General features: G+C 39.1%; 17 protein-coding genes and 1 tRNA gene. 14 read left to right on the forward strand and 4 right to left on the reverse strand.

Translation table 11 applies throughout. From position 1 onward, the window contains the following. Positions 1-7 precede the first annotated feature (7 nt). Positions 8-3,661 (reverse strand): DNA-directed RNA polymerase subunit beta', encoded by a 3,654-nt coding sequence (gene rpoC, locus Q0E03_RS08005; protein ID WP_297131395.1) that lies wholly within the window; start codon positions 3,659-3,661, stop codon positions 8-10. A 71-nt stretch (positions 3,662-3,732) separates the two neighbouring features. Beyond that, on the reverse strand, positions 3,733-7,488 hold the full coding sequence (gene rpoB / locus Q0E03_RS08010; protein ID WP_297131397.1) for a DNA-directed RNA polymerase subunit beta: 3,756 nt from the start codon (positions 7,486-7,488) through the stop codon (positions 3,733-3,735). Positions 7,489-7,896: 408 nt separating this feature from the next. Here rpoB and Q0E03_RS08015 point away from each other — a divergent pair, with 408 nt between their 5' ends. From Q0E03_RS08015 to Q0E03_RS08080, 14 genes are all read left to right on the forward strand, one after another. Continuing rightward, positions 7,897-9,585, forward strand: a complete 1,689-nt coding sequence (locus Q0E03_RS08015; RefSeq protein ID WP_297131401.1) for an ABC transporter substrate-binding protein — start codon at positions 7,897-7,899, stop codon at positions 9,583-9,585. Then, positions 9,569-10,048, forward strand: a complete 480-nt coding sequence (locus Q0E03_RS08020; RefSeq protein ID WP_297131404.1) for a VanZ family protein — start codon at positions 9,569-9,571, stop codon at positions 10,046-10,048. The genes Q0E03_RS08015 and Q0E03_RS08020 overlap by 17 nt, the downstream gene beginning before the upstream one ends. Positions 10,049-10,062: 14 nt before the next feature. Next, the gene (gene nagB / locus Q0E03_RS08025; RefSeq protein WP_297131408.1) at positions 10,063-10,788 is read left to right on the forward strand and encodes a glucosamine-6-phosphate deaminase; all 726 of its coding nucleotides are present in this window, start codon (positions 10,063-10,065) and stop codon (positions 10,786-10,788) included. 87 nt (positions 10,789-10,875) lie between these two features. Then, complete coding sequence (locus tag Q0E03_RS08030; protein WP_297131411.1) at positions 10,876-11,604, forward strand: hypothetical protein; 729 nt, start codon at positions 10,876-10,878, stop codon at positions 11,602-11,604. Positions 11,605-11,631: 27 nt separating this feature from the next. After that, on the forward strand, positions 11,632-13,575 hold the full coding sequence (gene metG, locus Q0E03_RS08035; protein WP_297131414.1) for a methionine--tRNA ligase: 1,944 nt from the start codon (positions 11,632-11,634) through the stop codon (positions 13,573-13,575). Then, positions 13,575-14,177, forward strand: coding sequence for a cation diffusion facilitator family transporter (locus Q0E03_RS08040; protein ID WP_297131416.1), 603 nt, complete (start codon positions 13,575-13,577; stop codon positions 14,175-14,177). The genes metG and Q0E03_RS08040 overlap by 1 nt, the downstream gene beginning before the upstream one ends. 39 nt (positions 14,178-14,216) lie before the next feature. Continuing rightward, the gene (locus tag Q0E03_RS08045) at positions 14,217-15,491 is read left to right on the forward strand and encodes a metallophosphoesterase (protein WP_297131418.1); all 1,275 of its coding nucleotides are present in this window, start codon (positions 14,217-14,219) and stop codon (positions 15,489-15,491) included. A gap of 434 nt (positions 15,492-15,925) precedes the next feature. Beyond that, positions 15,926-17,371: a leucine-rich repeat domain-containing protein gene (locus Q0E03_RS08050; protein ID WP_297131421.1), complete on the forward strand. Its 1,446-nt coding sequence runs from the start codon at positions 15,926-15,928 to the stop codon at positions 17,369-17,371. 40 nt (positions 17,372-17,411) lie between these two features. Further along, a complete protein-coding gene (locus Q0E03_RS08055; protein ID WP_297131424.1) occupies positions 17,412-18,194 on the forward strand; it encodes a hypothetical protein in 783 nt (260 codons plus the stop codon). Between the two features lie 469 nt (positions 18,195-18,663). Continuing rightward, positions 18,664-19,428: a hypothetical protein gene (locus tag Q0E03_RS08060; protein WP_290913206.1), complete on the forward strand. Its 765-nt coding sequence runs from the start codon at positions 18,664-18,666 to the stop codon at positions 19,426-19,428. Between the two features lie 53 nt (positions 19,429-19,481). Further along, positions 19,482-20,492 carry an RHS repeat domain-containing protein gene (locus Q0E03_RS08065; RefSeq protein WP_297131427.1) on the forward strand — a complete coding sequence of 337 codons (1,011 nt, stop codon included), beginning with the start codon at positions 19,482-19,484 and terminating at the stop codon, positions 20,490-20,492. A 270-nt stretch (positions 20,493-20,762) separates the two neighbouring features. Next, complete coding sequence (locus tag Q0E03_RS08070; protein ID WP_297131430.1) at positions 20,763-21,278, forward strand: hypothetical protein; 516 nt, start codon at positions 20,763-20,765, stop codon at positions 21,276-21,278. Positions 21,279-21,445: 167 nt separating this feature from the next. Then, positions 21,446-21,616: a hypothetical protein gene (locus Q0E03_RS08075; RefSeq protein ID WP_297131433.1), complete on the forward strand. Its 171-nt coding sequence runs from the start codon at positions 21,446-21,448 to the stop codon at positions 21,614-21,616. 164 nt (positions 21,617-21,780) lie between these two features. Further along, positions 21,781-22,257 (forward strand): hypothetical protein, encoded by a 477-nt coding sequence (locus Q0E03_RS08080; protein WP_297131436.1) that lies wholly within the window; start codon positions 21,781-21,783, stop codon positions 22,255-22,257. Between the two features lie 1,055 nt (positions 22,258-23,312). Here the strand turns inward: Q0E03_RS08080 and Q0E03_RS08085 are convergent. Beyond that, positions 23,313-23,768: an 8-oxo-dGTP diphosphatase gene (locus Q0E03_RS08085; RefSeq protein WP_297131439.1), complete on the reverse strand. Its 456-nt coding sequence runs from the start codon at positions 23,766-23,768 to the stop codon at positions 23,313-23,315. A gap of 277 nt (positions 23,769-24,045) precedes the next feature. Beyond that, a tRNA-Pro gene (locus Q0E03_RS08090) sits at positions 24,046-24,123 on the reverse strand. Positions 24,124-24,353: the final 230 nt, after the last annotated feature.

Consider the following 24,353-nt stretch of genomic DNA (forward strand, 5'->3'; position numbering starts at 1 on the left):
TTATAACTTAGTTGTTGCTATTTGTCAATAGTTGTTGTAATTGTTCTAAATCTTTTATTTCCATTCCGCTGTCGGATGAAAAATAGCTTGGAACAACATCAACATCTCTGAACACACTCATACCTGTACCTGCCGGAACAAGCTTACCGATAAGAACATTCTCTTTAAGACCGATAAGTGGGTCTGACTTGCCACGGATTGCGGCGTCGGTAAGAACTCTTGTTGTTTCCTGGAATGATGCTGCCGACAAGAACGAATCTGTTGCAAGAGAAGCCTTTGTGATACCCAAAAGAAGCGGGATATATGTTGCTTTCTTGAGATTTGTTTCACCTGCTGCAATTCTTGCATCAATCTTGTCGTTTGCTTCTGCTACTGCCGAAACATCAACATTTGTACCGGAAATGAGGTCGGTATCACCTGCGTCATCAACAATGCACTTCTTGAGCATCTGACGAACGATAACCTCGATGTGCTTATCGTTGATATCAACACCCTGTGTACGGTATGCGTACTGAACTTCCTTGATAAGGTAGTTATAAACTGCTTCCTCGCCGAGAATAGCAAGTACATCGTGTGGATTCTTTGAACCGAGAGTAAGCTCTGTACCCTTTTCGATATATGCACCCTCAACGATATTCTCGCAAAGTCTGTAACCATAAGGGATGAGATACTTTCTTTCCTCGCCTGACTCTTGGTCATAAACAATAACGTGACGAGTCTTTTTGATTTCCTCAAATCTAACCTTACCGCTGATTTCAGAAAGGATAGCAAGCTGCTTTGGCTTTCTTGCCTCAAACAATTCCTCGACTCTCGGAAGACCCTGTGTAATATCTTCACCACCTGCAACACCACCGGTGTGGAAGGTTCTCATTGTAAGCTGTGTACCAGGCTCGCCGATTGACTGAGCTGCAATAATACCAACTGCTTCACCAACCTGAACAGGCTCGTTGAATGCAAGGTTTGAACCGTAGCACTTACGGCAAACACCGTGACGTGACTTACAAGTGATGAGTGAGCGAATCTTAACCTTAGTGATGCCTGCGGCTGTAATTCTCTCTGCATCCTCTTCGTTCATAATTCTGTCGGTATCCATAAGAACCTCACCTGTTTCAGGATGAACGATAGGTTCTGCTGCAAATCTGCCGACAAGTCTTTCTTCAAGTGATTCAAGAACACGGTTGCCGTCCATAATAGCGTAAACCTCGATACCATCGTGACATCCGCAGTCGTCATCACGTATGATAACATCCTGAGATACATCAACAAGACGTCTTGTAAGGTAACCTGAGTCGGCTGTACGAAGCGCTGTATCGGTAAGACCTTTACGAGCACCACGAGAAGAAATGAAGTATTCCAAAATGTTAAGACCTTCACGATAGTTAGCACGAATAGGAATTTCGATTGTAGCACCCGATGTATTGGCGATAAGACCTCTCATGCCGGCAAGCTGACGAAGCTGTGATGTACTACCACGAGCACCTGAGTCTACCATCATATGAATTGGGTTGTGTGTACCGTCAAAGTTGTTTGTAAGTTCATCAGATACCTTGTTTGTACAAGCTTCCCAAGTCTTGACTACCTGTGAATAACGTTCTTCATTTGTAATCAAACCATAGTTATAATTTGTTGTGATTTCATCAACCTTTGCCTCGGCTTCGGCAAGGAATTCCTTTTTCTTTTCAGGGATAAGTGCGTCAATAACGGCAACTGTTGTACCTGAAACTGTTGAATACTTGTAGCCCTGGTTCTTGATATCATCAAGCACCTTTGAAGCAATAGCAACGCCGTGAGTGCGGATACAAGCATCGGCAATCTTACCGAGTCCGCCTTTCTTAACAACGAAGCTTACTTCAGGAACAAACTCATTGCCGGGGATTGTTCTGTCAACAAAACCAAGGTCCTGAGGTACAGGCTTGTTAAAGATTACACGGCCGATAGTTGTGGTAACGATACCCGACTTCATTTCGCCGTTTACTTCGCCTGTAAATCTAATCTTACATTCCGAGTGAAGACCGAGTGAGCCCTCTTGATAAGCCATCATAGCTTCATCAACATCACGGAAAATTCTATACTTTGTTACTTCCTCGCCGTCGATAACTTCCTTATAAGGACATCCCGGCTCGCCCTCTTTAATCATTGTGAGATAGTAAGAACCGATAACCATATCCTGTGAAGGAACAGCAACAGGCTTACCGTCTGATGGCTTGAGGAGGTTGTTTGATGCAAGCATAAGCATTCTTGCTTCTGCCTGAGCCTCTGCCGAAAGAGGAACGTGAACAGCCATTTGGTCACCGTCGAAGTCGGCGTTAAACGCTGTACAAGCAAGTGGGTGAAGTTTGATTGCTCTACCCTCAACAAGCACAGGCTCAAATGCCTGAATACCAAGTCTGTGGAGTGTAGGAGCACGGTTAAGCATAACAGGGTGATCCTTGATTACAACTTCAAGAGCATCCCAAACTTCCGAACGGTTTGCTTTTTCTACCATCTTACGAGCCTGCTTGATGTTTGAAGCAACATTTGTTTGAACCAAACGCTTCATAACAAAAGGCTTGAAAAGTTCAATAGCCATTTCCTTTGGAAGACCGCACTGGTACATCTTAAGTTCAGGGCCAACAACGATAACCGAACGACCTGAATAGTCAACACGCTTACCGAGGAGGTTCTGACGGAAACGACCTTGCTTACCCTTAAGCATATCCGAAAGTGACTTGAGAGGTCTGTTGTTAGGACCTGTTACCGGTCTGCCTCTTCTACCATTATCAATAAGGGCATCTACAGACTCTTGGAGCATTCTCTTTTCGTTTCTGATAATAATATCAGGTGCGTGAAGTTCCATAAGTCTTTTAAGACGATTGTTTCTGTTGATTACTCTTCTGTACAAATCGTTAAGGTCAGATGTTGCGAATCTGCCGCCGTCAAGCTGAACCATAGGACGAATATCCGGAGGAATAACAGGAATAACGTCAAGAATCATCCATTCAAGCTTGTTGCCGCTGTTAACAAAAGCATCAACAACATCAAGTCTTTTGAGAAGCTTTGCTCTCTTCTGACCTGTTGCGCCCTCAAGCTCTGCAGTAAGTTCATCACGAAGTTCCTTGGCATCGATTTCTGCAAGAAGCTCTTTGATAGCTTCTGCACCCATACCTGCCTTAAAGTCATCCTCGTATCTCTCACGCATATCCTGATACTCTTTTTCTGTAAGAGTTTGTTTCTTAGTAAGTGGAGTATCACCCGGATCAATAACGATATAAAGTGCAAAATAAAGCACCTTTTCAAGATTCCTTTGGTTGATGTCGAGAACCTGGCCGATACGGCTTGGAATACCCTTGAAGTACCAAATGTGTGATACAGGGGCAGCAAGCTCGATATGACCCATACGCTCTCTACGAACCTTTGCACGAGTAATTTCTACTCCGCAACGTTCGCAAACCTTACCCTTATAGCGAACTCTCTTGTACTTTCCGCAATGACATTCCCAGTCCTTCATAGGGCCAAAAATTCTTTCGCAGAACAAGCCACCGGTTTCCGGCTTCAGAGTTCTGTAATTTATAGTTTCAGGCTTTGTTACTTCACCGAAAGACCATTCACGAATGGCCTCCGGAGAAGCGAGCCCAATTTTAATTGAACTGAATTCATTTGTTGAATTAGCTGTATTATCCATATGGAAGCACTCCTTTTCTGTAATATATCTGAAAGTTAATCAAAATCTTTGAGTTTTAATTATTATAATAATTATTCTTCATCATCATAATAACTGTCGCTGTCTTCCATATCGGCAAACTCTGCGAACAAGTCAACTTCGTCATCATTTTGATTTGCTTCCTCGATTTCCTCACCGTTTTCATCAAGCATTCCATAGCCTTCTTGACCTTCAAAGTCGTTAACCTCTGTAAATGCCTGCTCATCCGAAACGGTTGGAATTCCGTCATCGTCAAGGTCTTGTTTAAGGATAACCTCGTTACCGTCCTTGTCATAAAGTCTTGTATCGAGAGCAAGTGCTTGAAGTTCCTTATAAAGAACCTTAAATGCCTCAGGTGTGCCTGCCGGCGGAATATTCTCACCCTTAACAATAGCCTCATAAGTCTTAACACGACCAACAACATCGTCCGACTTAACAGTGATGATTTCCTGCAAGGTGTAAGCTGCACCGTAAGCTTCAAGTGCCCAAACTTCCATCTCACCGAATCTCTGACCACCAAACTGTGCCTTACCACCCAACGGCTGTTGAGTTACAAGGCTGTAAGGACCTGTTGAACGAGCGTGAATCTTATCATCTACAAGGTGGTGGAGCTTGAGGTAGTACATATAACCTACGGTTACACGGTTGTCAAACTTCTCACCTGTTCTGCCGTCTGTAAGCTGAACCTTACCGTCATAAATCTTGTTGCCGTTTTCATCAACATAATAGCCGATGTCTGCAAGCTTGAGACATTCTCTGATGTCATCTTCGTGAGCACCGTCAAATACAGGAGTCATCATCTTCCAGCCAAGTGCCATAGCGGCATAGCCGAGATGAACCTCAAGAACCTGACCGATGTTCATACGAGAAGGTACGCCCAACGGGTTAAGCACGATATCAAGCGGACGACCGTCAGGAAGGAATGGCATATCCTCTTGTGGAAGTACACGGGAAACAACACCCTTGTTACCGTGACGACCGGCCATCTTGTCACCGGCTTGAATCTTTCTCTTTTGTGCGATATAAACACGAACAACCTTGTTTACACCCGGATTGAGTTCATCGTGGTTTGCTCTTGTAAATACCTTTACATCAACTACGATGCCGTATTCGCCGTGAGGCACTTTCATAGAAGTATCACGAACTTCTCTTGCCTTTTCGCCGAAGATAGCACGCAAAAGTCTTTCTTCACTTGTAAGCTCGGTTTCACCCTTTGGTGTTACCTTGCCGACAAGAATATCGCCCGAGTGAACCTCTGCACCGACACGGATGATACCGTCCTCGTCCAAATCCTTAAGAGCATCTTCACCGACATTAGGAATATCTCTTGTAATATCCTCAGGACCGAGTTTTGTATCACGGGATTCTACCTCGTGCTCAACAATATGAATAGATGTGTAAACATCATCACGAACAATTTTTTCATTGATAAGAACGGCATCCTCGTAGTTATAACCTTCCCAAGTCATAAAGCCGATGAGAGCATTCTTACCGATTGAGATTTCACCATTGCATGTTGCAGGACCGTCTGCGATAACCTGACCGTCCTCAATCTCCTGATGAAGAGATACTATAGGTCTTTGGTTGATGCAAGTGCCTTGGTTTGAGCCGGCAAACTTTGTAAGTTCATACTTATCGATACTGCCGTCCTTGGTTTTAATCTCGATTGTGCGTGCGTCAAGCGAAACAACTGTACCGCCACGCTTTGCGATAACAACAACGCCTGAGTCGTACGCAGCCTTGTATTCCATACCTGTGCCGACAACCGGAGCTTCTGTTTTAAGAAGCGGAACTGCCTGACGCTGCATGTTAGCACCCATAAGAGCACGGTTTGCGTCGTCGTTTTCAAGGAACGGAATCATAGCAGTCGCAACAGAAACTACCATTTTTGGAGAAACGTCCATATAGTCAACCTTTTCAGGAGGAACTGTAATGAACTCGTCTCTGCAACGGCATGTAACTCTTGTATTTGTAAATCTGCCGTTTTCATCAAGCGGTTCGTTTGCCTGTGCAACAACATAGTTATCTTCAACATCTGCTGTCATATATTCAACTTCGGCTGTAACAACGCCTGTCTCTTTGTCCACCTTACGGTACGGAGCTTCGATAAATCCGTATTCATTAAGACGGCTGTAGCAAGCAAGATATGAAATCAAACCGATGTTTGGACCTTCAGGAGTTTCGATAGGACACATACGACCGTAGTGAGTGTAGTGTACGTCACGAACCTCGAAGCCTGCACGGTCTCTTGACAAACCGCCCGGACCGAGTGCCGAAAGTCTTCTCTTGTGAGTGAGTTCCGCAAGAGGGTTGTTCTGGTCCATAAACTGTGACAACGGTGAAGAACCGAAGAACTCACGGATTGCCGCATTTACAGGACGGGTATTGATAATAGCCTGTGGAGTGATAGCGTCGCTGTCGTCCTGAGACTGAACATTCATACGCTCTCTGATAACCCTTTCCATACGGGTGAAACCGATACGGAACTGATTTTGGAGCAACTCGCCTACCGCACGAATACGACGGTTGCCGAGGTGGTCAATATCATCAACAGATCCTACACCGTTTGCAAGGTTGAGCAAATATGAAACTGTTGCAAAAATATCATCAATGATAATGTGATTAGGAATAAGGTCATCGTGGCGAAGCTTGATTTCAGCCTCAAGAGCCTCTTGGTCATCGCCAACCTTTTCAATAATTTCCGAAAGTACACGGTATGATACCTTTTCGTTGATGGCAAGTGCCTTCTTGTCGACAGTCACATACTTGTCGATATCAACCATACCGTTTGAAATAACCTTGATTACTTTGCCAGACTCAAGCTTAACGAAAACAGACATAACACCCGCATTTTCGATTTCGAGAGCCTTTTCTTTGGTAATCTTTTCGTCAGCGTCTGCAAGGAACTCGCCCATAGGAGAGATAACAGGCTCAGCCAAAATCTGGTCTGTAATTCTGTCAACCAAACCAAGTTTCTTGTTGTACTTGTATCTGCCGACTCTTGAAAGGTCGTATCTTCTTGAATCAAAGAACAAGCCGTCAAGATGTGCTCTTGCAGTATCAACTGTCGGCGGTTCGCCCGGACGAAGTTTCTTGTAAACTTCAAGGAGAGCTTCTTCCTCGTTCTTTGTAGCGTCCTTTTCAATAGTTGCTTCCAATCTTTCATCTTCGCCGAAATACTCACGGAGCTGCTCGTCCGAGCCGAGACCGAGAGAACGAAGGAAAGTTGTGATATAAATCTTTCTGTTCTTGTCTATACGAACATAGAACAAATCGTTGGCATCTGTTTCGTACTCAAGCCAAGCACCACGGTTAGGAATAACTGTATTTGTGAACAATTCCTTACCTGTCTTGTCGTGGTCCATATTGTAGTACACACCCGGTGAACGAACCAACTGAGATACGATACATCTTTCGGCACCGTTGATTACAAAAGTGCCCGAATCCGTCATAAGAGGAAGGTCGCCGCAATAGATAACGCTGTCCTTAACCTCGCCTGTTTCAGTATTTCTCAAGCGTGCCTGCACTTTAAGAGCTTTTGAGTAGGTGGTATCTCTTGCCTTACATTCTGCAATGCTGTACTTAGGTTCATCATCCATACTGTAGTCGATAAAATCGAGAACAAGCTTTTCTGAATTATCGGTGATTGAACCGATATCCCTAAATACCTCCTTGAGACCTTCGTCAAGGAACCATTGGTAAGATTTCTTTTGCACTTCAATCAAATTAGGCATTTGCATAACTTCATTGATTTTCGCAAAGCTCTTTCGTGTAGTTGTACCGAGCTGTACATCCTTCACATTTACCATAAAGGTATTCACTCCATTCGTTTCTTATTTGCAATACATAAACCGGCGATGCTTGACAAAAATCTGCCGTTTGTCTTTAATATATAGCTTATATAATAGCCGGACATAAAGACGCATACTGCCAGTATATAATCGTGATGACATTCTACACTAATAAATAATTAAAGTCAAGAAAAAATTAAAAATATTACAAAAAATTTGCAAATTCAGTAATCAAGCGGGTTTCAATATACAGTACACATTTTCTTCCAACTGTGCCACGTGTTTTGTAGTATTGTCCAAAATATTTTATCAAAAATAGTCAGTATTGCCCAAAGAAAAAATATTGCGTTGACAACAATTTCTATATTGAAATAATGTAATTAATCTGCTATAATGTAACTATTCTTTTAAGGAATTATATTTATAATGAAAAAGATTTTATCTATATTAATATCATTATTGCTTGTGATTTCCCTGTTTTCAGGTTGCAAAAACAAGCAAGAAGCAATAGATTTTATTTATCCGTTTGGTGCAAATGTCAACAGCTACGACCCTCAGGTTGCTTCGACCGCCGATGAATTCTTGATTATTGAAAATACTTTTGAGGGATTAATCAGAATCAACGACGACGGAATGGTTATTCCCGGTATGGCTGAAAAATGGGAAATCAGCGATGACGGTTTAACCTATGTGTTCCACATTCGCAAAGGTATGAAGTGGAACATCAGCACCGACAAATATGAAAAAGGCGAAAACAAGGGCAAATTCATTGACTCTCGCCTACAAATGCTCGGATATGAATTCAATCCCGACATTACGGCTCACGACTTTGTGTTTGCGTTGAGGAGAGCGGTTTATTACTACACCGATTGCCCGCAGTTTGCATCGGTTTCGTGCATAAAAAACGCAAACAAAATCCACACAGGTGCGGTGCTCCCTACCGAACTCGGTGCGGTTGCAAACGATGACTACACCCTGACTATTACGCTTGAACACAGGGACGACACCTTTATGCAAACCCTTGCATCGGCTGTTGCAATGCCGTGCAACGAGCAATTCTTTGTTGCCACAAAAGGCAGATACGGTTTGGAGGGCAAATACACGCTGTTCAACGGTCAGTTTTATGTCAGCCAAATTCTTGACGCCTCATATCTTTTGAAAAAAAACAAAGAATACACGGGTCCGTCACCTGCAACGGCAACAGAACTTACACTCAAAATCCCCGACAAAAACGACGAGGACAACAACGACCTTGTTTCAAAACTTGAAAGCGGATACTATGACGCTGCTTTCATCACGGGCAAGGACAACGACAAAGTCAAGAAAAACAGCGGCGTCACCTACACCGCTTATCAAGACACCACTTGGGGCTTTGTGTTCAACACAAATGACGAGGTATTCCAATCAAAAACTATGCGCAAGGCGTTTTGTGAGGGATTCAGCAAACCAAAAAATTTTGACAAGGATTATCTGACAACCGCAACAAACCTCACGCCGTCCTCATGCGTTATCAACGGCAACAACGCCGTCAAAGCTATGGGCAACACAGTTGCACCTCAAAATCAAAAAAAGAGCGTTGCCGACTGGAAAAAAGCACTTGATATACTTGAAACAACGGATATATCCGTTACCGTGCTGACTCCCGACTATATGGAAAATTACGTCAAAATGCTTTTGCAAGGAATTCAGGCAGGTCTCGGTGCTTATTTAACAAATTCAAAGGGCAACGCCGTCACCTTAACCCTCAAAGTTAAGACTATGACCGAAGAAGAGATAAGAAGCGAAATTGCCAAGAACACCTATGATGTTGCATTTTTGCCATTCACCGCAACGGGCAACAGCGCATTGTCGTTCATCAGCCAAATTTCAAGCGACGGCATAACGGACATCAATTCAAAAAAAGTTGACTCACTCATCAAAAAAGCGCAAAGTCAAAGCACTCTTGCCTCTGCATCAAAATATTTGAAGCAAGCGGAGCAAACAATTCTTGACACATATGCTCTTTATCCTATGATATATGAGAGCAGTTACTATGCCGCAGCAAACGGAGTTAAAAACATTCAGTTCCACCCCGGAACAGGAAGGGTGAGCTTTGTAAATGCAACAAGAGAATAATCGAAGCAAAACAGTTGCCGTTATATTTTGGATATTAACGGCAATTTGTATGGCAACGATATTTTACTTTTCGTCAAGACCGGCAAATCAGTCGGCAGGTCAAAGTTCCGTTGTGACTCTGTTTTTGCAACGGCTGTTTCACACCGAAGCAATAACCGAACATATGGTTAGAAAATTTGCTCATTTTACAGAATTTGCAGGGCTTGGATTTTTAACAAACACCGCCTTGTATTTTACAAACGGCAAGCAAAATTTTCCGCTTGGAGCAGGCATAGGCTCGGCATATGCGGGAACTGACGAAATTCATCAGATATTCGTTGACGGCAGGAGCTGTCAATTCAGCGACTGGGCACTCGACACCGCAGGCGTCATCACGGGTGCTTTAATATTGTCAATTTTGATTTTGATTATCGGCAAGATAATTGAGCATAAAAAACAAAAAAATGAAGATAAAAAGTTTTAAGGAGATATTCAAAAATGAATGTACTTACATTTGACACAGAAGAACAAATAGGAATCGCCGCAGGATACTATATGTGCGGTCAAGTTTTGCAAAAGCCTGACAGTGTATTGGGACTTGCAACAGGCTCAACACCACTCAAACCATATGCGCATATGATTAAGCTTTATCAAGACGGTGCGGTTGATTTTTCAAAGGTAACAACCTTTAATCTTGATGAATATTGCAACCTTGATGTAAAAGACAAGAACAGCTACCACAGCTTTATGTACGAAAATCTTTTTGACCACATCAACATTCCTGATGAAAACATCAACTTCCTCAACGGCAACGCCGAGGATATGGATGCAGAATGTAAGGCTTACGAAGAAAGAATCAAGAAGTGCGGCGGAATCGACATTCAGCTTCTCGGCATCGGTTCAAACGGTCACATTGCATTCAACGAGCCTGCCGATTCTTTCCAAAGATGGAGCCATGTTGTTGCTCTTAAAGAAAGCACAATCAAGGACAATTCAAGATTTTTCAATTCAATAGAGGAAGTTCCTACCCACGCCGCAACAATGGGTATCGGTTCAATTATGCAGGCGAAGCGTATCCTTATCATCGCAATCGGCGAGAACAAGGCAAAGGCAATCAAGCAACTTATTGACGGAAATGTTACTCCTCAGTGCCCTGCATCGGTGCTTCAGTTCCACAAAGATGTAACACTTATGCTCGACAAGGGTGCAGCATCCTTGATTTGAGATAAAGCACTTTGAGCACAATTGTTATTCAAATTAAAGCAAAGCAAATCATCGTTATATAGCACAATTCTATTCAAGGTGATAAAAATGAAAAACAAAACAAAAGCAATCATCTCTCTTGCACTTGCTTCAACAATAACCATCACTGTTGCAGGCTGTTCTTCTAAAGACAAAAAGCCTGACGGTGAATATGTCAATCCGTCATCACAGGAGCAGACGGTAACAAATTCAAACGGAGAAGTTGTTACTGCAAACAGAAGCGAAGCAACAGGTGATGTTGCAGTCGCAACCACAGCCAAGAAAAGCAAGAAAGCAAAGAAGGTAAAAGAAAAGCCGACAAAGCCTTACTATGTTACAAACATCAACGGCAAAAAAATCGAAACGACAGCCGCATATGAAAAAGTTACAAACAAAAAGGGTGAAACCGTAACCGACAAAAAAGGCCACGATGTCACCGAAAAGGTAACCGAAACCACAAAAAAAGGCGAAACAACCACCAAGCATTACGAGGGTACAACAACTTATACAACAGCTTCCTCGTCAGGAGCAACTGTTTTACCCGAAGATTCATTTGATGATTATGCTTTAACAGAATCTATGGCACTCAGAAATCTTCAAGCCAATTACCCTGAAAAGTGGATTAACTATTTTTACGACTACAACCCTAACAACAACGGCGACATTGCTTACTTTTCGGTTTTCACAAATCCGGACAAGCACACAATCACATCTGTTATCACCGTTGATTTGAAAACGGGCAGAGCAAACGAAAAGAATTTGAAAACAGGCGTAATTTCAAATATTAAAGTTTTATAAAATAACTGTTAAACAGGAGAAAATATAATGGCAAACAAAGGAAAATTTTACATTACAACAGCCATAGCATACACATCTCGCAAGCCCCACATCGGCAACAGCTACGAAATCGTGCTGACCGATGCAATCGCAAGATACAAGCGACTTCAAGGCTATGATGTGTTTATGCTCACCGGCACAGACGAGCACGGTCAAAAAATCGAAGAATACGCAGAAACCGCAGGCGTAACACCAAAGGAATACGTTGACAAGGTGTCAAGCGAAATCCGTGACATTTGCGACCTTTTGAACACAAGCTATGACCGTTTCATCCGCACAACAGATGAACAGCACGAAAGAATCGTGCAAAAGATATTCAAAAAGCTCTACGAACAGGGCGACATTTACAAAGGCCACTACGAGGGCTTATACTGCACACCGTGCGAAAGCTTCTGGACAGAAAGTCAGCTTGTTGACGGCAAATGCCCTGACTGCGGCAGAGAAGTAAAACCTGCCAAAGAAGAAGCATACTTCCTCAAACTTTCAAAATATCAAAAGCGTCTTGAAGATTTCATTGAGCAAAACGAAAACTTCATTTATCCCGAAGCAAGAAAGAAAGAAATGCTCAACAACTTCATCAAACCGGGCTTGCAGGATCTTTGCGTTTCAAGAACAAGCTTCAAATGGGGCATCCCTGTTGACTTTGACCCTGACCATGTTGTTTATGTTTGGATTGACGCACTTTCAAACTATATCACGGCTATCGGCTACGACCCTGACGGTTCGTCAGACGAATACAAAAAGTATTGGCCTGCCGATGTTCACATCATCGGCAAGGATATTGTTCGATTCCACACAATTTATTGGCCTATTATGCTTATGGCTCTCGGTGAGCCACTTCCGAAGCAGGTTTTCGGTCATCCTTGGCTTCTCTTTGGTGAGGATAAAATGAGCAAATCAAGAGGCAATGTTATCTATGCGGACGACCTTGTTGAACTTCTCGGCGTTGATGCTGTAAGATACTACCTTGTGTCCGAAATGCCTTACGCTTCTGACGGTTCTATCACTTACGAAACAATTATCGAGCGCTATAATTCTGACCTTGCCAACACCTTTGGCAATCTTGTTAACAGAACTATTGCAATGCAGAACAAGTATTTTGACGGCGTTATTCAACCGGGCGATGTTGCAGAACCTGTTGATGACGAGCTGAAAACATTTGCACTCGACACCGTTAAAAAGATTGAAAAATGCTTTGAAACCTACCGTGTTGCAGATGCGGTTGAGGCTGTTCTCAACCTTGCAAAGCGCTCTAACAAATATATTGACGAAACAACTCCGTGGGCACTTGCAAAAGACGAAGCATCGCTTCCTCGCCTCGGCACAGTGCTTTACAATCTCCTTGAAGCAATAAGATATATCGCTGTTCTTCTCAGTCCGTTTATGCCTGAAACCGGCGAAAAAATCTTCGCTCAAATGAACTGCGACATCAAGGATTACGATTCGCTTGCAAACTTCGGTGCACTCAAAGTAGGCGAAAAAGTCGGCAAGGCTGAAGCTCTTTTTGCAAGAATCGACGCCGAAAAAATGCTTGCTGAAATCGCAGAAAAGCAAGAAGCCGCAGCAAAAGCGGAAGAAGCCGCAAAGCCAAAAGAAATCGAGGGACTTGCACAAATCGAATTTGACGATTTTGCAAAAGTTGAGCTTCGTGTGGCAACTATCACCGAATGTGAACCAATCAAAAAGGCAAAGAAACTTCTCAAACTTATCGTCAATGACGGCACACACGAGCCTCGCCAAATCGTATCTGGCATCGCTCCATGGTACAAGCCTGAGGAACTTATCGGCAAGAATGTAATCATTGTTGCAAACCTCAAGCCTGCAAAACTCTGCGGAGAAATAAGCAACGGTATGCTCCTTGCCGGTGATGTAAGCGACAACGATGTTAAGGTTGTCTTTGTTGACCTCCCTGCCGGAACACAGCTCAGATAATGAATAAAGCAGGACTGACAGCGGTTTCCCTCGGCGCTGTATTCAATCTATTATTGTTTCTCGCAAAATTCTATGTGGGAATCAGCACAAACAGTCTTTCCATTTACTGTGATGCAATCAACAATCTCGGCGACACTTTTGCGTGCCTGATAGCCGTTCTCGGCTTCTTCCTTGCACGCAAGGTCAGCGAGTTAAAATCACATAAGGTGCAGAGCCTTTGCACTTTCGTTATCTCATTGATAATAGCAACCACAGGCGCTTACTTTATGTACAACGGTCTCAACCGACTTTTGTATCCGTTGAGAATTGCGTACAGCATTGAATATTCGTACATCATCATTGCAACTGTTTTTGCGAAGGTGCTTATGGCGCTTATGTACATTTACTTCAACAAAAAAGCAGGCTCACCTGTCCTCAAAGCAATGGTGCTCGACAGTTTTCTTGACTGTGCAACAACCATTTTTGCACTTATGGGACTGTTTTTAATCACAAAGATAAATTTTGCGGCAGACGGAGTGTTCGCCATAATTATCGGCGCGGCAGTTACCGTTTCTGCTGTCAAAAATATTATCGAACAAAGCAGATATTTAATTAACAATTAAATATAAATATTAAAAGTCAAATTTTAAAGGGGTTTAATCATGGCTAAAACAAAAACAAAAAAGCCGAAGAAAACGGCTAAACAAAAATGGGCAATTTTCGGAAAAATAGTTATGTGGATTGTGATTGTTATTGCAGTTATCGCAGCTATCATTGCAACAATGAACGCTATTTCCGTTAAGTCCACAAACAACTTCATTTCAACAATCAAAGCTGTTGAATATGACAATCAGCTCAAACCTGCGGTAGACGAAAAAGACGGCTACTACACATTTACAACCGATGATGATTTCAAGGTTGTTCAGCTTTCGGACGTTCATATCGGCGCAGGCTTTATGAGCACAAAGAAAGACATTATGGCTGCCAACGCTGTTGAAGCAATGGTGAGAGCCGAAAAGCCTGACCTTGTTGTCGTTACGGGTGACATCGGCTATCCTGTGCCTTTCCAATCAGGCACACTCAACAACAAGAACGCTGCAAAAATCTTTGCAAACCTTATGGAAAAGATGGGCGTTTATTGGTGCCTTACATACGGTAACCACGACACAGAAGCTTACAGTTTCTTCAACAGAGCCGACATTTCAAAGATTTACGGCAACACAGAAAAATATCCTCACTGCCTCTTCCAATCAGGTCCTGAAGATGTTGACGGCTACGGTAACTACCCTATCAAGGTCAAGAACAGCGCAGGCAAAATTTCTCAGGTATTCTTTATGATAGACTCTCACTCATACACAGACGGCGACTACTTCGGCGCATTGTGGAAGTATGACTGCATCCATAAGAACCAAATCGATTGGTACGAAAAGAACGTTAAGGCATTCACCGAAGAAAACGGCGGAGAAGTTCCAAAATCAATGATGTTCTTCCACATTCCTATTCAGGAAATGCAAACTGCATATTATGAATATCGTGACAACGGCTTCAAAGACACCGACAGAGTAAAATATGTTTACGGCAAGACCGGTGAATCAGGCAAGGTTGTTTACGCAAGTGACAAGAACGAAGGTATGTTCGACAAGATTAAAGAACTTGGCTCAACAAAGGGCGTATTCTTTGGTCACGACCATACAAACAACATTTCATTTATGTATGACGGCATCCAGCTTGGCTATTCATACACCGTTGACTATCTTGCATATATGGGCATTTATCAATACGGTCTACAGCGTGGTTGTGCTGTTATGGAAGTTCATCCTGACGGAACATATGACCGCACACTTGAAAACTACTATCAAGAAAAATACAAGCCAATCAACGAAAAGGAAAAGGTTACAATGAAAGATTACCATTCTGACCTTGTTTCTCGCGAATAATAAACAAACAACAAGCTCTCCTTAAAACAAGGAGAGCTCAGACTGTCGATAAAGTCTCTGAAGCACACCAAAATATAATCAACCGAATTATGCCTCCCATTTAGGAAAGGGGAGGTGGCAACACGAAGTGTTGACGGAGGGGTTTTAAAAATGCTGTAAGTATCGAACTTACAGCATTTTTGCGTTTTTCGTTTTTTGCTCAGTCGAGGTATTTATATACATCTTCCTTCGCAAGAAAACGAAATTCAGAACCTTTCTCAACAGCCTACAGCGTGTCGAAAATACTTTTTCGACACGCCGAGCTCTCCTTGTTTCAAGGAGAGCTCGTTTTGATATTGAATATAGTATATTAATATGATATTATAAAATTGAAAAGCATATAAAATATGAGTATAAAATGTATGCTCAAATGGTTATAATTCGGAGGTGCTTTTATGAAAAAGATATTGAGCATTTTATTATCCGTCATCATTGCGTTGTCGTGTATGGGTGTTGGCATTGTGGCAAACGCATCAACTCCGTGGATTGACAACAAGGAAACAGGTGAATTTTGTTGGAACGAAAAATCGGGAGATTGGGAATTTTTGCAGATTTCTGCAAATTCCGCTTGCCTCACAAAATATTACGGCAGTGCCGAAAACCTTGATGTTCCAAGCAAAATAAACGGACTTACGGTTAGCGAAATCGGTGATAATGCTTTCAATTCAAACAAGGCAATCAAAAAGGTAACTTTGCCGAACGGTGTTGTAAAAATCGGTTTGGGGGCATTTGAGAATTGCGAAAATCTTGCTTCTGTGTCACTCGGCACAAAGATGAGAAGCATAGGTCTCAATGCGTTTTACAACACAAAAATATTTAGCAGCAAGATGAAATCGAAGAATGTTGTGTATATCGGCAAGTACCTTGTTGCCTGTGATTCGGACAAGTACGGCAAAAAACTTGCTGTAAAAGACGGAACAATCGGAATTGCCGACGGCGCCGTTATGCCACAAGTTGTGTCATCAAACGGCAAAATCAAAACCGTTACCTTACCGAACAGCGTGAGATTTGTTGGCAAAGAAGCTTTTTCAAACAGCAAGAATATTGCAAAAATCACACTCGGCAAAAGAATTGAGCGAATCGGCAAAGACGCATTCAAAGGCACAAAGTTCTACAAAAACAATGCAAAAACCGTTTCAAACGCAAAATACATCGGCAAATATCTTTGCGAGGGTGTTTACGGCAAAAAGAGCGTAAAGGTTAAAAACGGAACAACTGTTATTGCCGACGGTGCGTTTGATTTTGGCGACAGAAAGTCAAAACTTGAAAAAATCGCTTTGCCGTCAAGCCTCAAGAATATCGGCGACACAGCGTTTAAGAATTCAAAATTAAAGACTGTGACCGTTCCTAAAAATGTGAAATATATCGGCAATCAAGCATTTTTAGGCAACAAGAAACTTGAAAAAATCAAGGTCAACAACGACAGCAAGTATTTCTCTGCAACATCGGGAGTGCTCTTTAACAAGAAAAAGTCGGAGATTATCGTTTATCCGTCTGCATCATCACGCACGGCTTATTCCTTGCCAAACAGCGTGAGATATATCGCTCCGTACGCTTTTGCAGGTGCGAAAAATATTAAGAGCGTAAAGCTGAACAAAGGTCTTGTGTTCATCGGTGAACTTGCATTCCTCGATTGCAAAAATCTCGACAGCGCAACCGTTCCCGATTCCGTAAGACGAATTTGCTCAATGGCATTCGGCGCAGTTTCCGCAAATGAAGGCTCGTTTGTGTCAAAGCAGTTTACATTGTACGGCAATGCTTTAAGCGTGGCAAAACGCTATTGCGAGGCGCAGGAACTCGACCACCAAGGCTACCACGCACCGACATTTCAAGAACTCTGATTTCATCGGTTAAAAACATATAGACGGGAGAGTAAAAAATATGACGCTTAAAAAGAGTTCAACAATAATTTGCTTAACAATACAATTACTGTTGAATATCGTTTGCATGATATTGGTATACATGTATGTTACAAAAATAAAAATTCCTGTTCAACTGTATGTCGGATTCGAATTTCTGAATGATTTGTATCTTTCGTTTGCGGGTTATTTGTTCTTTTTATTACTGATAGTTTTTAATATCATAACAATCATTTGTATAGTTTCTGAAATTATAAATTTAAAAAATAAAAATACAGATAACTCTTCTGTCAAAAGAATAATTATTATTCCTCTTGTATTTATTTTTTGTTTTCAACTTGTTGGTGCCATTCCGGCAGCCACACAAAAGGTAAAAAATGTTTCCGATGTCAATTTATCGTTTGATGATGAATATTCGGGTGTTATTTCTGATTTGGATTCATATTATATTTGTGTTGACAATCCTATTGCAAAAGCCGGATATTTAGAAAAACATTATATAGATAATAATCAAGATATAAGGTTTTTGTGCTCATATCAACAGGGCAAATATAGCTTTTTTAATGATGATTTTGAAATAATTGACGAAAGCGAGTATTCATTTAAAAATAAGGTTGAAAAAGGAAAATATACTCTTTATTATGACCTTGACGGTAATTCTGTAAGTTACGCTCTTACTGTTATTAAAAATGATTTTAGATACATAGCAATTTTCAGTGATGAGAATTTATTGAAAGATTCTTATTCAATCGAAGATTTTGTTAATGACAGTCTGAGTATATATGACGAATGGAACAGCATATAAGATTAAAAAAGGTATAATATGATAATAAAATTAGAATTCGATATGTTTTATACAATTATCAAGACTCCGGATATTGCCGAAAAGGAACTCAGAAAAGGATTGTATAATGAATTTGAACGATGGTACAAATAACAGTTTAATAAACTATGATGATTGCTCAGGACCAAGTCAGATTTTTTCAATGACCATAGAATGGCTAAACCAATATTTGATTAATGATGAAGAAATAAAAATAATAACTCTAAAACCAAATGATAAAGAAACCCAAAACTTTTCAAAAAAGAATTCTCTTTTCATTTAATATAAAGACTTTCAACATTATCTAAATAATTAGGGCAAAAGCCCTGTTTTGGTAAAAAACAGTTTTGTTAGGAGTAGATAGCAGTGTTTTGTCAAAGTGATGTTTTTTGGAATAATATTAGTGGACAAAATGTTAGCGGAGATAAAATTCAGGAGGCGATAATATATAATGACTATAAAAGAAGAGTATATGGATGCTGTTTCTAATAAACAAAATTACAAGTTAGCAGATATTTTGATTAGAAATTTAGTTGATAATTTTGATTTTAAATCCATTAGTGATTTAGGGACTTTTTTATGTGATGTTGATGATTTGGGGGTGTCCGTTAAACTAAATTCTGACGACTGTCAAAAACTCGGAAAAAATCTTTTGATAAGTTCTTATTACAATCATCCCGATATTACTAATGCATTAGCCCTGCAAATTGCTTGCTTAGAACGAGATAACGATTATCAAACAATTGCTAATATGACTGAAACAGCGGTTAATTTAAATAGTGATGTAGTTCTGAACAATATTGCATACGCAAATTTTAAGCTAAATAAGTTGAAAAAAGCGTTTGAATTACAGAAAAAAATTCTTAAAATGAATAATTCGAACGACAATATTATTTTTAGCTATAATTTAATGCTTTACGATTTGTTTGTTAACGGTTACAGTTCGCATCATCAAATACAAGGCTTTTTAAATGCCCTGATAAATGATGATTTGTTTGATTACGAAAGTGCAATTGTCCTTGCAATATTTTTTGATGATCATGAATTTGTAGAAAAGCATTTAGATTACTTTAATAAAACTTTTTTATATGAAGATAATATCAAAAAAATCATTAACAATTACCTTTCACTTCAAATAAAGCCGAAAATAAATGAGATAGCGAATATTTTAGAGCCTAAAACTTACTATGAAAACAGCTTCTATTTAACAAAATAAAGAACACAAGAAAATAATTTTTCCTTATTGACTCAAAGCAGACATCGTAACAGTTGTCTGCTTTATTTTTAGCCATATATTTCATTATTTCCCCATTCAAAGCCTTTGAAATCTTTCACCCAGCTTTCAAGGCTTTGTATTTTTATTTCGCCGATATTGTGAGCGACCATACCGTTGCCGATGTAGATGCCGGCAGAAATCTTGAAAGTATAGTTGACGGGAACAACAAATACAGTTATACTTATGATGAAACAGGTATCAGAACATCAAAGACTATAAACGGCAAAACAACTTATTACAATACAAAAGACGGTGTAATTCTTTCGCAGACTGACGGAACGAACACAATGCATTTCCAGTATGATACTAATGGTTTCCCTCTTGGATTTATCTATAACGGTATTCAGTATTTCTACTTGACAAACCAAATGGGTGATGTTATTGCAATTACTGATACCGCTGGCACAGTCATAGGCAACTATGAATATAATGAATGGGGAAATGTAACACTTGCAGATACTATACTTGCTAAAACTAATCCTATCCGCTATCGTGGTTACTATTACGATAATGAAATAAGTTACTATTATCTTCAGTCAAGATATTATGCACCGGAAATAAAACAATTTATAAATTCTGACAATGCGAAAATGCTGCTCTTTTCAAAAAGTTTATTCGCAGGAATGAATTTATTTGCATATTGTAATAATAATCCTTTGAACAATGTGGATTCACAAGGTTCAGCGGCAAAAAAATATCATAAAGTTAACCTTTATACAATCCGTGATTTTTATAATGAAACTTGTGTTATATTAAATAATTTAAAAAGTTACTTTAATGTAAATTATTCATATACAAGTGTTGTTAATAATAGTTCAAGTTTGCAAAAGTCATGGGATGCTTCTGATAATTGTAGTGTTGCTGTAATAAATTGTCACGGTAGTAATGGTGCTATTAACGGATTATCCAGAAGTAATGTATTAAAATTGAAAAAGAAAAGCATAAAAGTTTTGATAATTTTAGCTTGTCACGCAAGTGAGTTATATGAAAACAAAAAAACATAATGTACAATAATATAGCAAGTGCGTTTGCTCAGGTAGTTCCTGGAGGAATAGTAGTGGCAAGTGATGGGGTTGTTTCCTCAAATCCCAGTGTAAAATCCACTTCAAAATCCCAGCATAAGTTTACTTCAAAGTATGGTTGGTATTTATACAAAAAGAGCGGAAATAAAACAACTTGTTATTCAACAAAACGCTCAGTTAATAAAACAATAACTATCCAGTCTATACTGAATTATTTAGTAAATGAAAATCTAGTAAGGTGGTAATTAACTAATGAAAATCAAAAAGATCATTGCCTTTATGATAGTGATTTTTCTGCTAATATCAATAGGAGGCGCAATGATATATAACAAAGTGAATAATCATTATGCAACAAAAATCAACAAAACAGATATTGCGCAAATTACCGGACTGAATTTAGATAATTTCGATGTTGTAGATAGCTATACCAAAAAGAACAATGTTAATTCGTCATGCAAATTTAAATTTTATAATGAATTGCTTATAGTAAAATTAAATGCTATTAATACAGACGATAATAACATAAATTACATTCCTGATGATTTTGAAATTTGTGATACGAATATTGAGTTGATTGAAAGTGTAAAAAACTATTTTTATGAATATAACATATCTTGGATAAAGAATTTTGAAAATTCAGATGTAATATGGTATAAAAGAATTCAACAATTTGAAGATAAAAGCATAAAATCTTCTGTAACTTTGTATTTTTTAAAAGCCGAGAATTCAAATGAATACTATATTGTTCTTGACCAAATAAATGTTTAAAAAACAGTTCATAATAATATGATGGTAGTTTTTTAGAATATAAATTCCACTAACAGATAACGGCAAGCGGTTTATCCTCTTGCCGTTATTCTTTTTAGTTATAACTTTTTGCCATTCTCAAAGCCCCAAGCAAAGCCTTTGTAAATTTTAATCCAACTTTCAAGGCTTTGTATATTTATTTCGCCGATATTGTGAGCGACCATACCGTTGCCGATGTAGATGCCGGCAAAAATCTTGAAAGTATAGTTGACTCAAATAATAAATACAGTTATACTTATGATGAAAACGGGAGAAAGTGGAAATCACTTAATATATTTGGTAAAAAACAGTTTTGTTAGGAGTAGATAGCAGTGTTTTGTCAAAGTGATGTTTTTTGGAATAATATTAGTGAACAAAATGTTAGCGGAGATGATATTGCGGAGTATATATATATTCCTCGGATTATCTTAACATTCAAAACCCAACAGAATATTGTGAGATAGAAAATGAATATAATCCTGATTTGATTCGTTATTTTTTTGAAGCAGAGAAATATCAAACCGAAGAAGAATACAAAGAAATATTCTTTCAGGGGTTTCTTGACGGAGATATTGACAAAAAAGAGTATTATGGCGCAGAATCGGCTTTTAAAAATCTCATTAATATATTGTCTGAAAAAAGTAATGTTTATGTTTATTATGAGTTTTTAGCGCCTATTGACAAAAACTCTCCTTTTCACAACAGCAGTGATGTGGATTTTGATTTTGAATTTGTTAAGAGCAATCAGGGCAAATTTGTTCAAATTGTTGATAAATTTAAGCTTGAACAAATTAGTGTTTTATTCGCAAGAGAAATCGTCATCGGATATTTAATTTTTGACAATATTAAATCTGTTTTGGTTTGCAGTGGCATGCACGGATATATCCTTTCGGCTGAAGAACTGAACCGCAAATTATTGAATGATATTTCATCACAAGTCAGAATAGAAAAAGTATACTAAATCACACATGTTTTATCAGGTGATTCATATGAAAACTTTATTTAAAAATTTTCTGCCTTTTGTTTCTTATTGGGCATTTGCGGGCATATTTTTGCTTTTGCCTGCATTAGTTTTTTCATTTGTCAGCAATACAACAACCGAAACTGACAAATTCATTTTGAGTTTTTCTTGTATTATTTCCTGTTTGGTTTTCATTGTTTGCAATATTTTAATCGGTTTAAAATGCAAATTGAAAGAATTTTTAACAGGATTTATTTTGCTTGAAATTCAACTTGGTGTTTTTGCTGTTTTGATTTTTACGAGCGACTTCTATCAAACTTTTGCTCCATTTAATATCATTTTCGGCAATGCAAAATATTTATTTTTAAATGAAATTTTTGCGCTCGTTTTTTCCTTATTATTACCTTTGAGCGTGTTTATCGGCTATTGCTTGCAAAAGAAAAATATATTTGTCGGCAAGAGTAAAACAAATTCAAACGCAAAAACACTCTCTAAAACCATACTCAAAAACACTTTTTCTATACTAACATATTGGATTTTGGTATTTTTCTTCGTATTTTCAATTCCTGTATTTTCGGTATTTGTGCCCGAAAATATCAACACTCATCTTAACATAATTTTGTTGTGTGTTTTCATTATTTTGTTTGTACTTTTCACTTTTGTAATTGGTTTCAAGCAAAAATTGAGTGAATTTATCAGTGGTTTTGTTTTGCTCGAACTTCAACTGCTCGTTTTTGGAATTTTAATTTTTGCAAAAGAGTATAACAATCTTATATATTTCAATATTCCTTATTGCTGTTTTGAAATGATGCATATTAACGGAGTTTTAAGTCTTATTTTATCCTTACTTTTACCTACTGTCAGCACATTTTCAGGCTACTTTGTGCAGAAAAAAGCAAATGATGATAGTAAGTAAAAATTATAAAAGTTGTTTATATGTAGTTTTTAAGCTATAAGTCGGCGAAATCACATTCGCAACCTACCAACTTTCGGATTTATTAGGCTAAACAAAACCGCCGATTTGTGAATATTCACAAATCGGCGGTTTTTTATTTTTATTTAAATATATCAATCCATTTATCGTGGTCTTTTCTTTGTATGTATTCCTGAACATTATCTTCGCAAAACACATCAATTATTTTATCAAAACTTTCGGCAAGATTCAAGGTTTTTAGTGTTTCAAGTTTTGTCCAAAACACCTTTCCTTCGTTGGATGATTTTAAGGTTCCGCAGTATTCGTTGGCTTTAAAAAGTAAAACCACATAGCGTTTGTTTCTTTTTACTTCCCACCACTTAATGCCACATAATTTAGGATTTTTAATGATGAGCCCCGTTTCTTCTTTAACTTCCCTGATGACAGAATCAACAAAAGATTCTTGCTTTTCAATATGACCGCCGGGGAAAGTGATACCACCCCAAGATTGGTTAATTTTATCTTGAACCACAACATTGCCGTTGTTGTCATAAATCATACACATATTGGTTAATTCGATTTTTTCGTATTTGCTCATAATAATACCTTGAAATATTAAATCATTGTTTTTTAAATTATATCATAAGCGTCAAAAGATGTCTATATGTTGTGATTTTATTTTAAGTAATAAATGCTTTTGTGTTTGAATTAATTGTTACAAAATAAAAATGTGTGCAACGGGTGTGCAAAAGGTGTGCAACGCAACAGTATTTTACATTTATCCAACGATACCTTAAAAGTCCTGAAATCCTTATAAATAGGGTGTTTTGGGGCTTTTTGGCATAAAATAAAGCAGGTTAAAAAACCTGCTGAATTGGTCGAGGTGACAGGACTCGAACCTGCGGCATCCTGCTCCCAAAGCAGGCACTCTAGCCAAACTGAGTTACACCTCGATATGATTATTAAGTTTTTGAGGTCTTGCTCGTTTGTGCTTTGGTCGCCCTCTTGCAAAATCGTCGCACTGCACACTGCCGTGTCCATTGCTCTGTTTTGCTGCGCTTCCTCAAGCTCCCTTAATCTGCCACCGGCAGCGGTCGCTTTCGTCACCCAAAGCAGGCACTCTAGCCAAACTGAGTTACACCTCGATATGATTATTAAGTTTTTGAGGTCTTGCTCGTTTGTG

The sequence above is a fragment of the uncultured Eubacterium sp. genome (assembly GCF_934525195.1).
Lineage (GTDB): Bacteria > Bacillota > Clostridia > Oscillospirales > Acutalibacteraceae > Eubacterium_R.

What these genes read in the sequence shown, in the direction of transcription:
- rpoC (WP_297131395.1), bottom strand. Translation starts at nt 3,661, where the DNA reads ATGGATAATACAGCTAATTCAACAAATGAATTCAGTTCAATTAAAATT.
- rpoB (WP_297131397.1), bottom strand. Translation starts at nt 7,488, where the DNA reads ATGGTAAATGTGAAGGATGTACAGCTCGGTACAACTACACGAAAGAGC.
- Q0E03_RS08015 (WP_297131401.1), top strand. Translation starts at nt 7,897, where the DNA reads ATGAAAAAGATTTTATCTATATTAATATCATTATTGCTTGTGATTTCC.
- Q0E03_RS08020 (WP_297131404.1), top strand. Translation starts at nt 9,569, where the DNA reads ATGCAACAAGAGAATAATCGAAGCAAAACAGTTGCCGTTATATTTTGG.
- nagB (WP_297131408.1), top strand. Translation starts at nt 10,063, where the DNA reads ATGAATGTACTTACATTTGACACAGAAGAACAAATAGGAATCGCCGCA.
- Q0E03_RS08030 (WP_297131411.1), top strand. Translation starts at nt 10,876, where the DNA reads ATGAAAAACAAAACAAAAGCAATCATCTCTCTTGCACTTGCTTCAACA.
- metG (WP_297131414.1), top strand. Translation starts at nt 11,632, where the DNA reads ATGGCAAACAAAGGAAAATTTTACATTACAACAGCCATAGCATACACA.
- Q0E03_RS08040 (WP_297131416.1), top strand. Translation starts at nt 13,575, where the DNA reads ATGAATAAAGCAGGACTGACAGCGGTTTCCCTCGGCGCTGTATTCAAT.
- Q0E03_RS08045 (WP_297131418.1), top strand. Translation starts at nt 14,217, where the DNA reads ATGGCTAAAACAAAAACAAAAAAGCCGAAGAAAACGGCTAAACAAAAA.
- Q0E03_RS08050 (WP_297131421.1), top strand. Translation starts at nt 15,926, where the DNA reads ATGAAAAAGATATTGAGCATTTTATTATCCGTCATCATTGCGTTGTCG.
- Q0E03_RS08055 (WP_297131424.1), top strand. Translation starts at nt 17,412, where the DNA reads ATGACGCTTAAAAAGAGTTCAACAATAATTTGCTTAACAATACAATTA.
- Q0E03_RS08060 (WP_290913206.1), top strand. Translation starts at nt 18,664, where the DNA reads ATGACTATAAAAGAAGAGTATATGGATGCTGTTTCTAATAAACAAAAT.
- Q0E03_RS08070 (WP_297131430.1), top strand. Translation starts at nt 20,763, where the DNA reads ATGAAAATCAAAAAGATCATTGCCTTTATGATAGTGATTTTTCTGCTA.
- Q0E03_RS08085 (WP_297131439.1), bottom strand. Translation starts at nt 23,768, where the DNA reads ATGAGCAAATACGAAAAAATCGAATTAACCAATATGTGTATGATTTAT.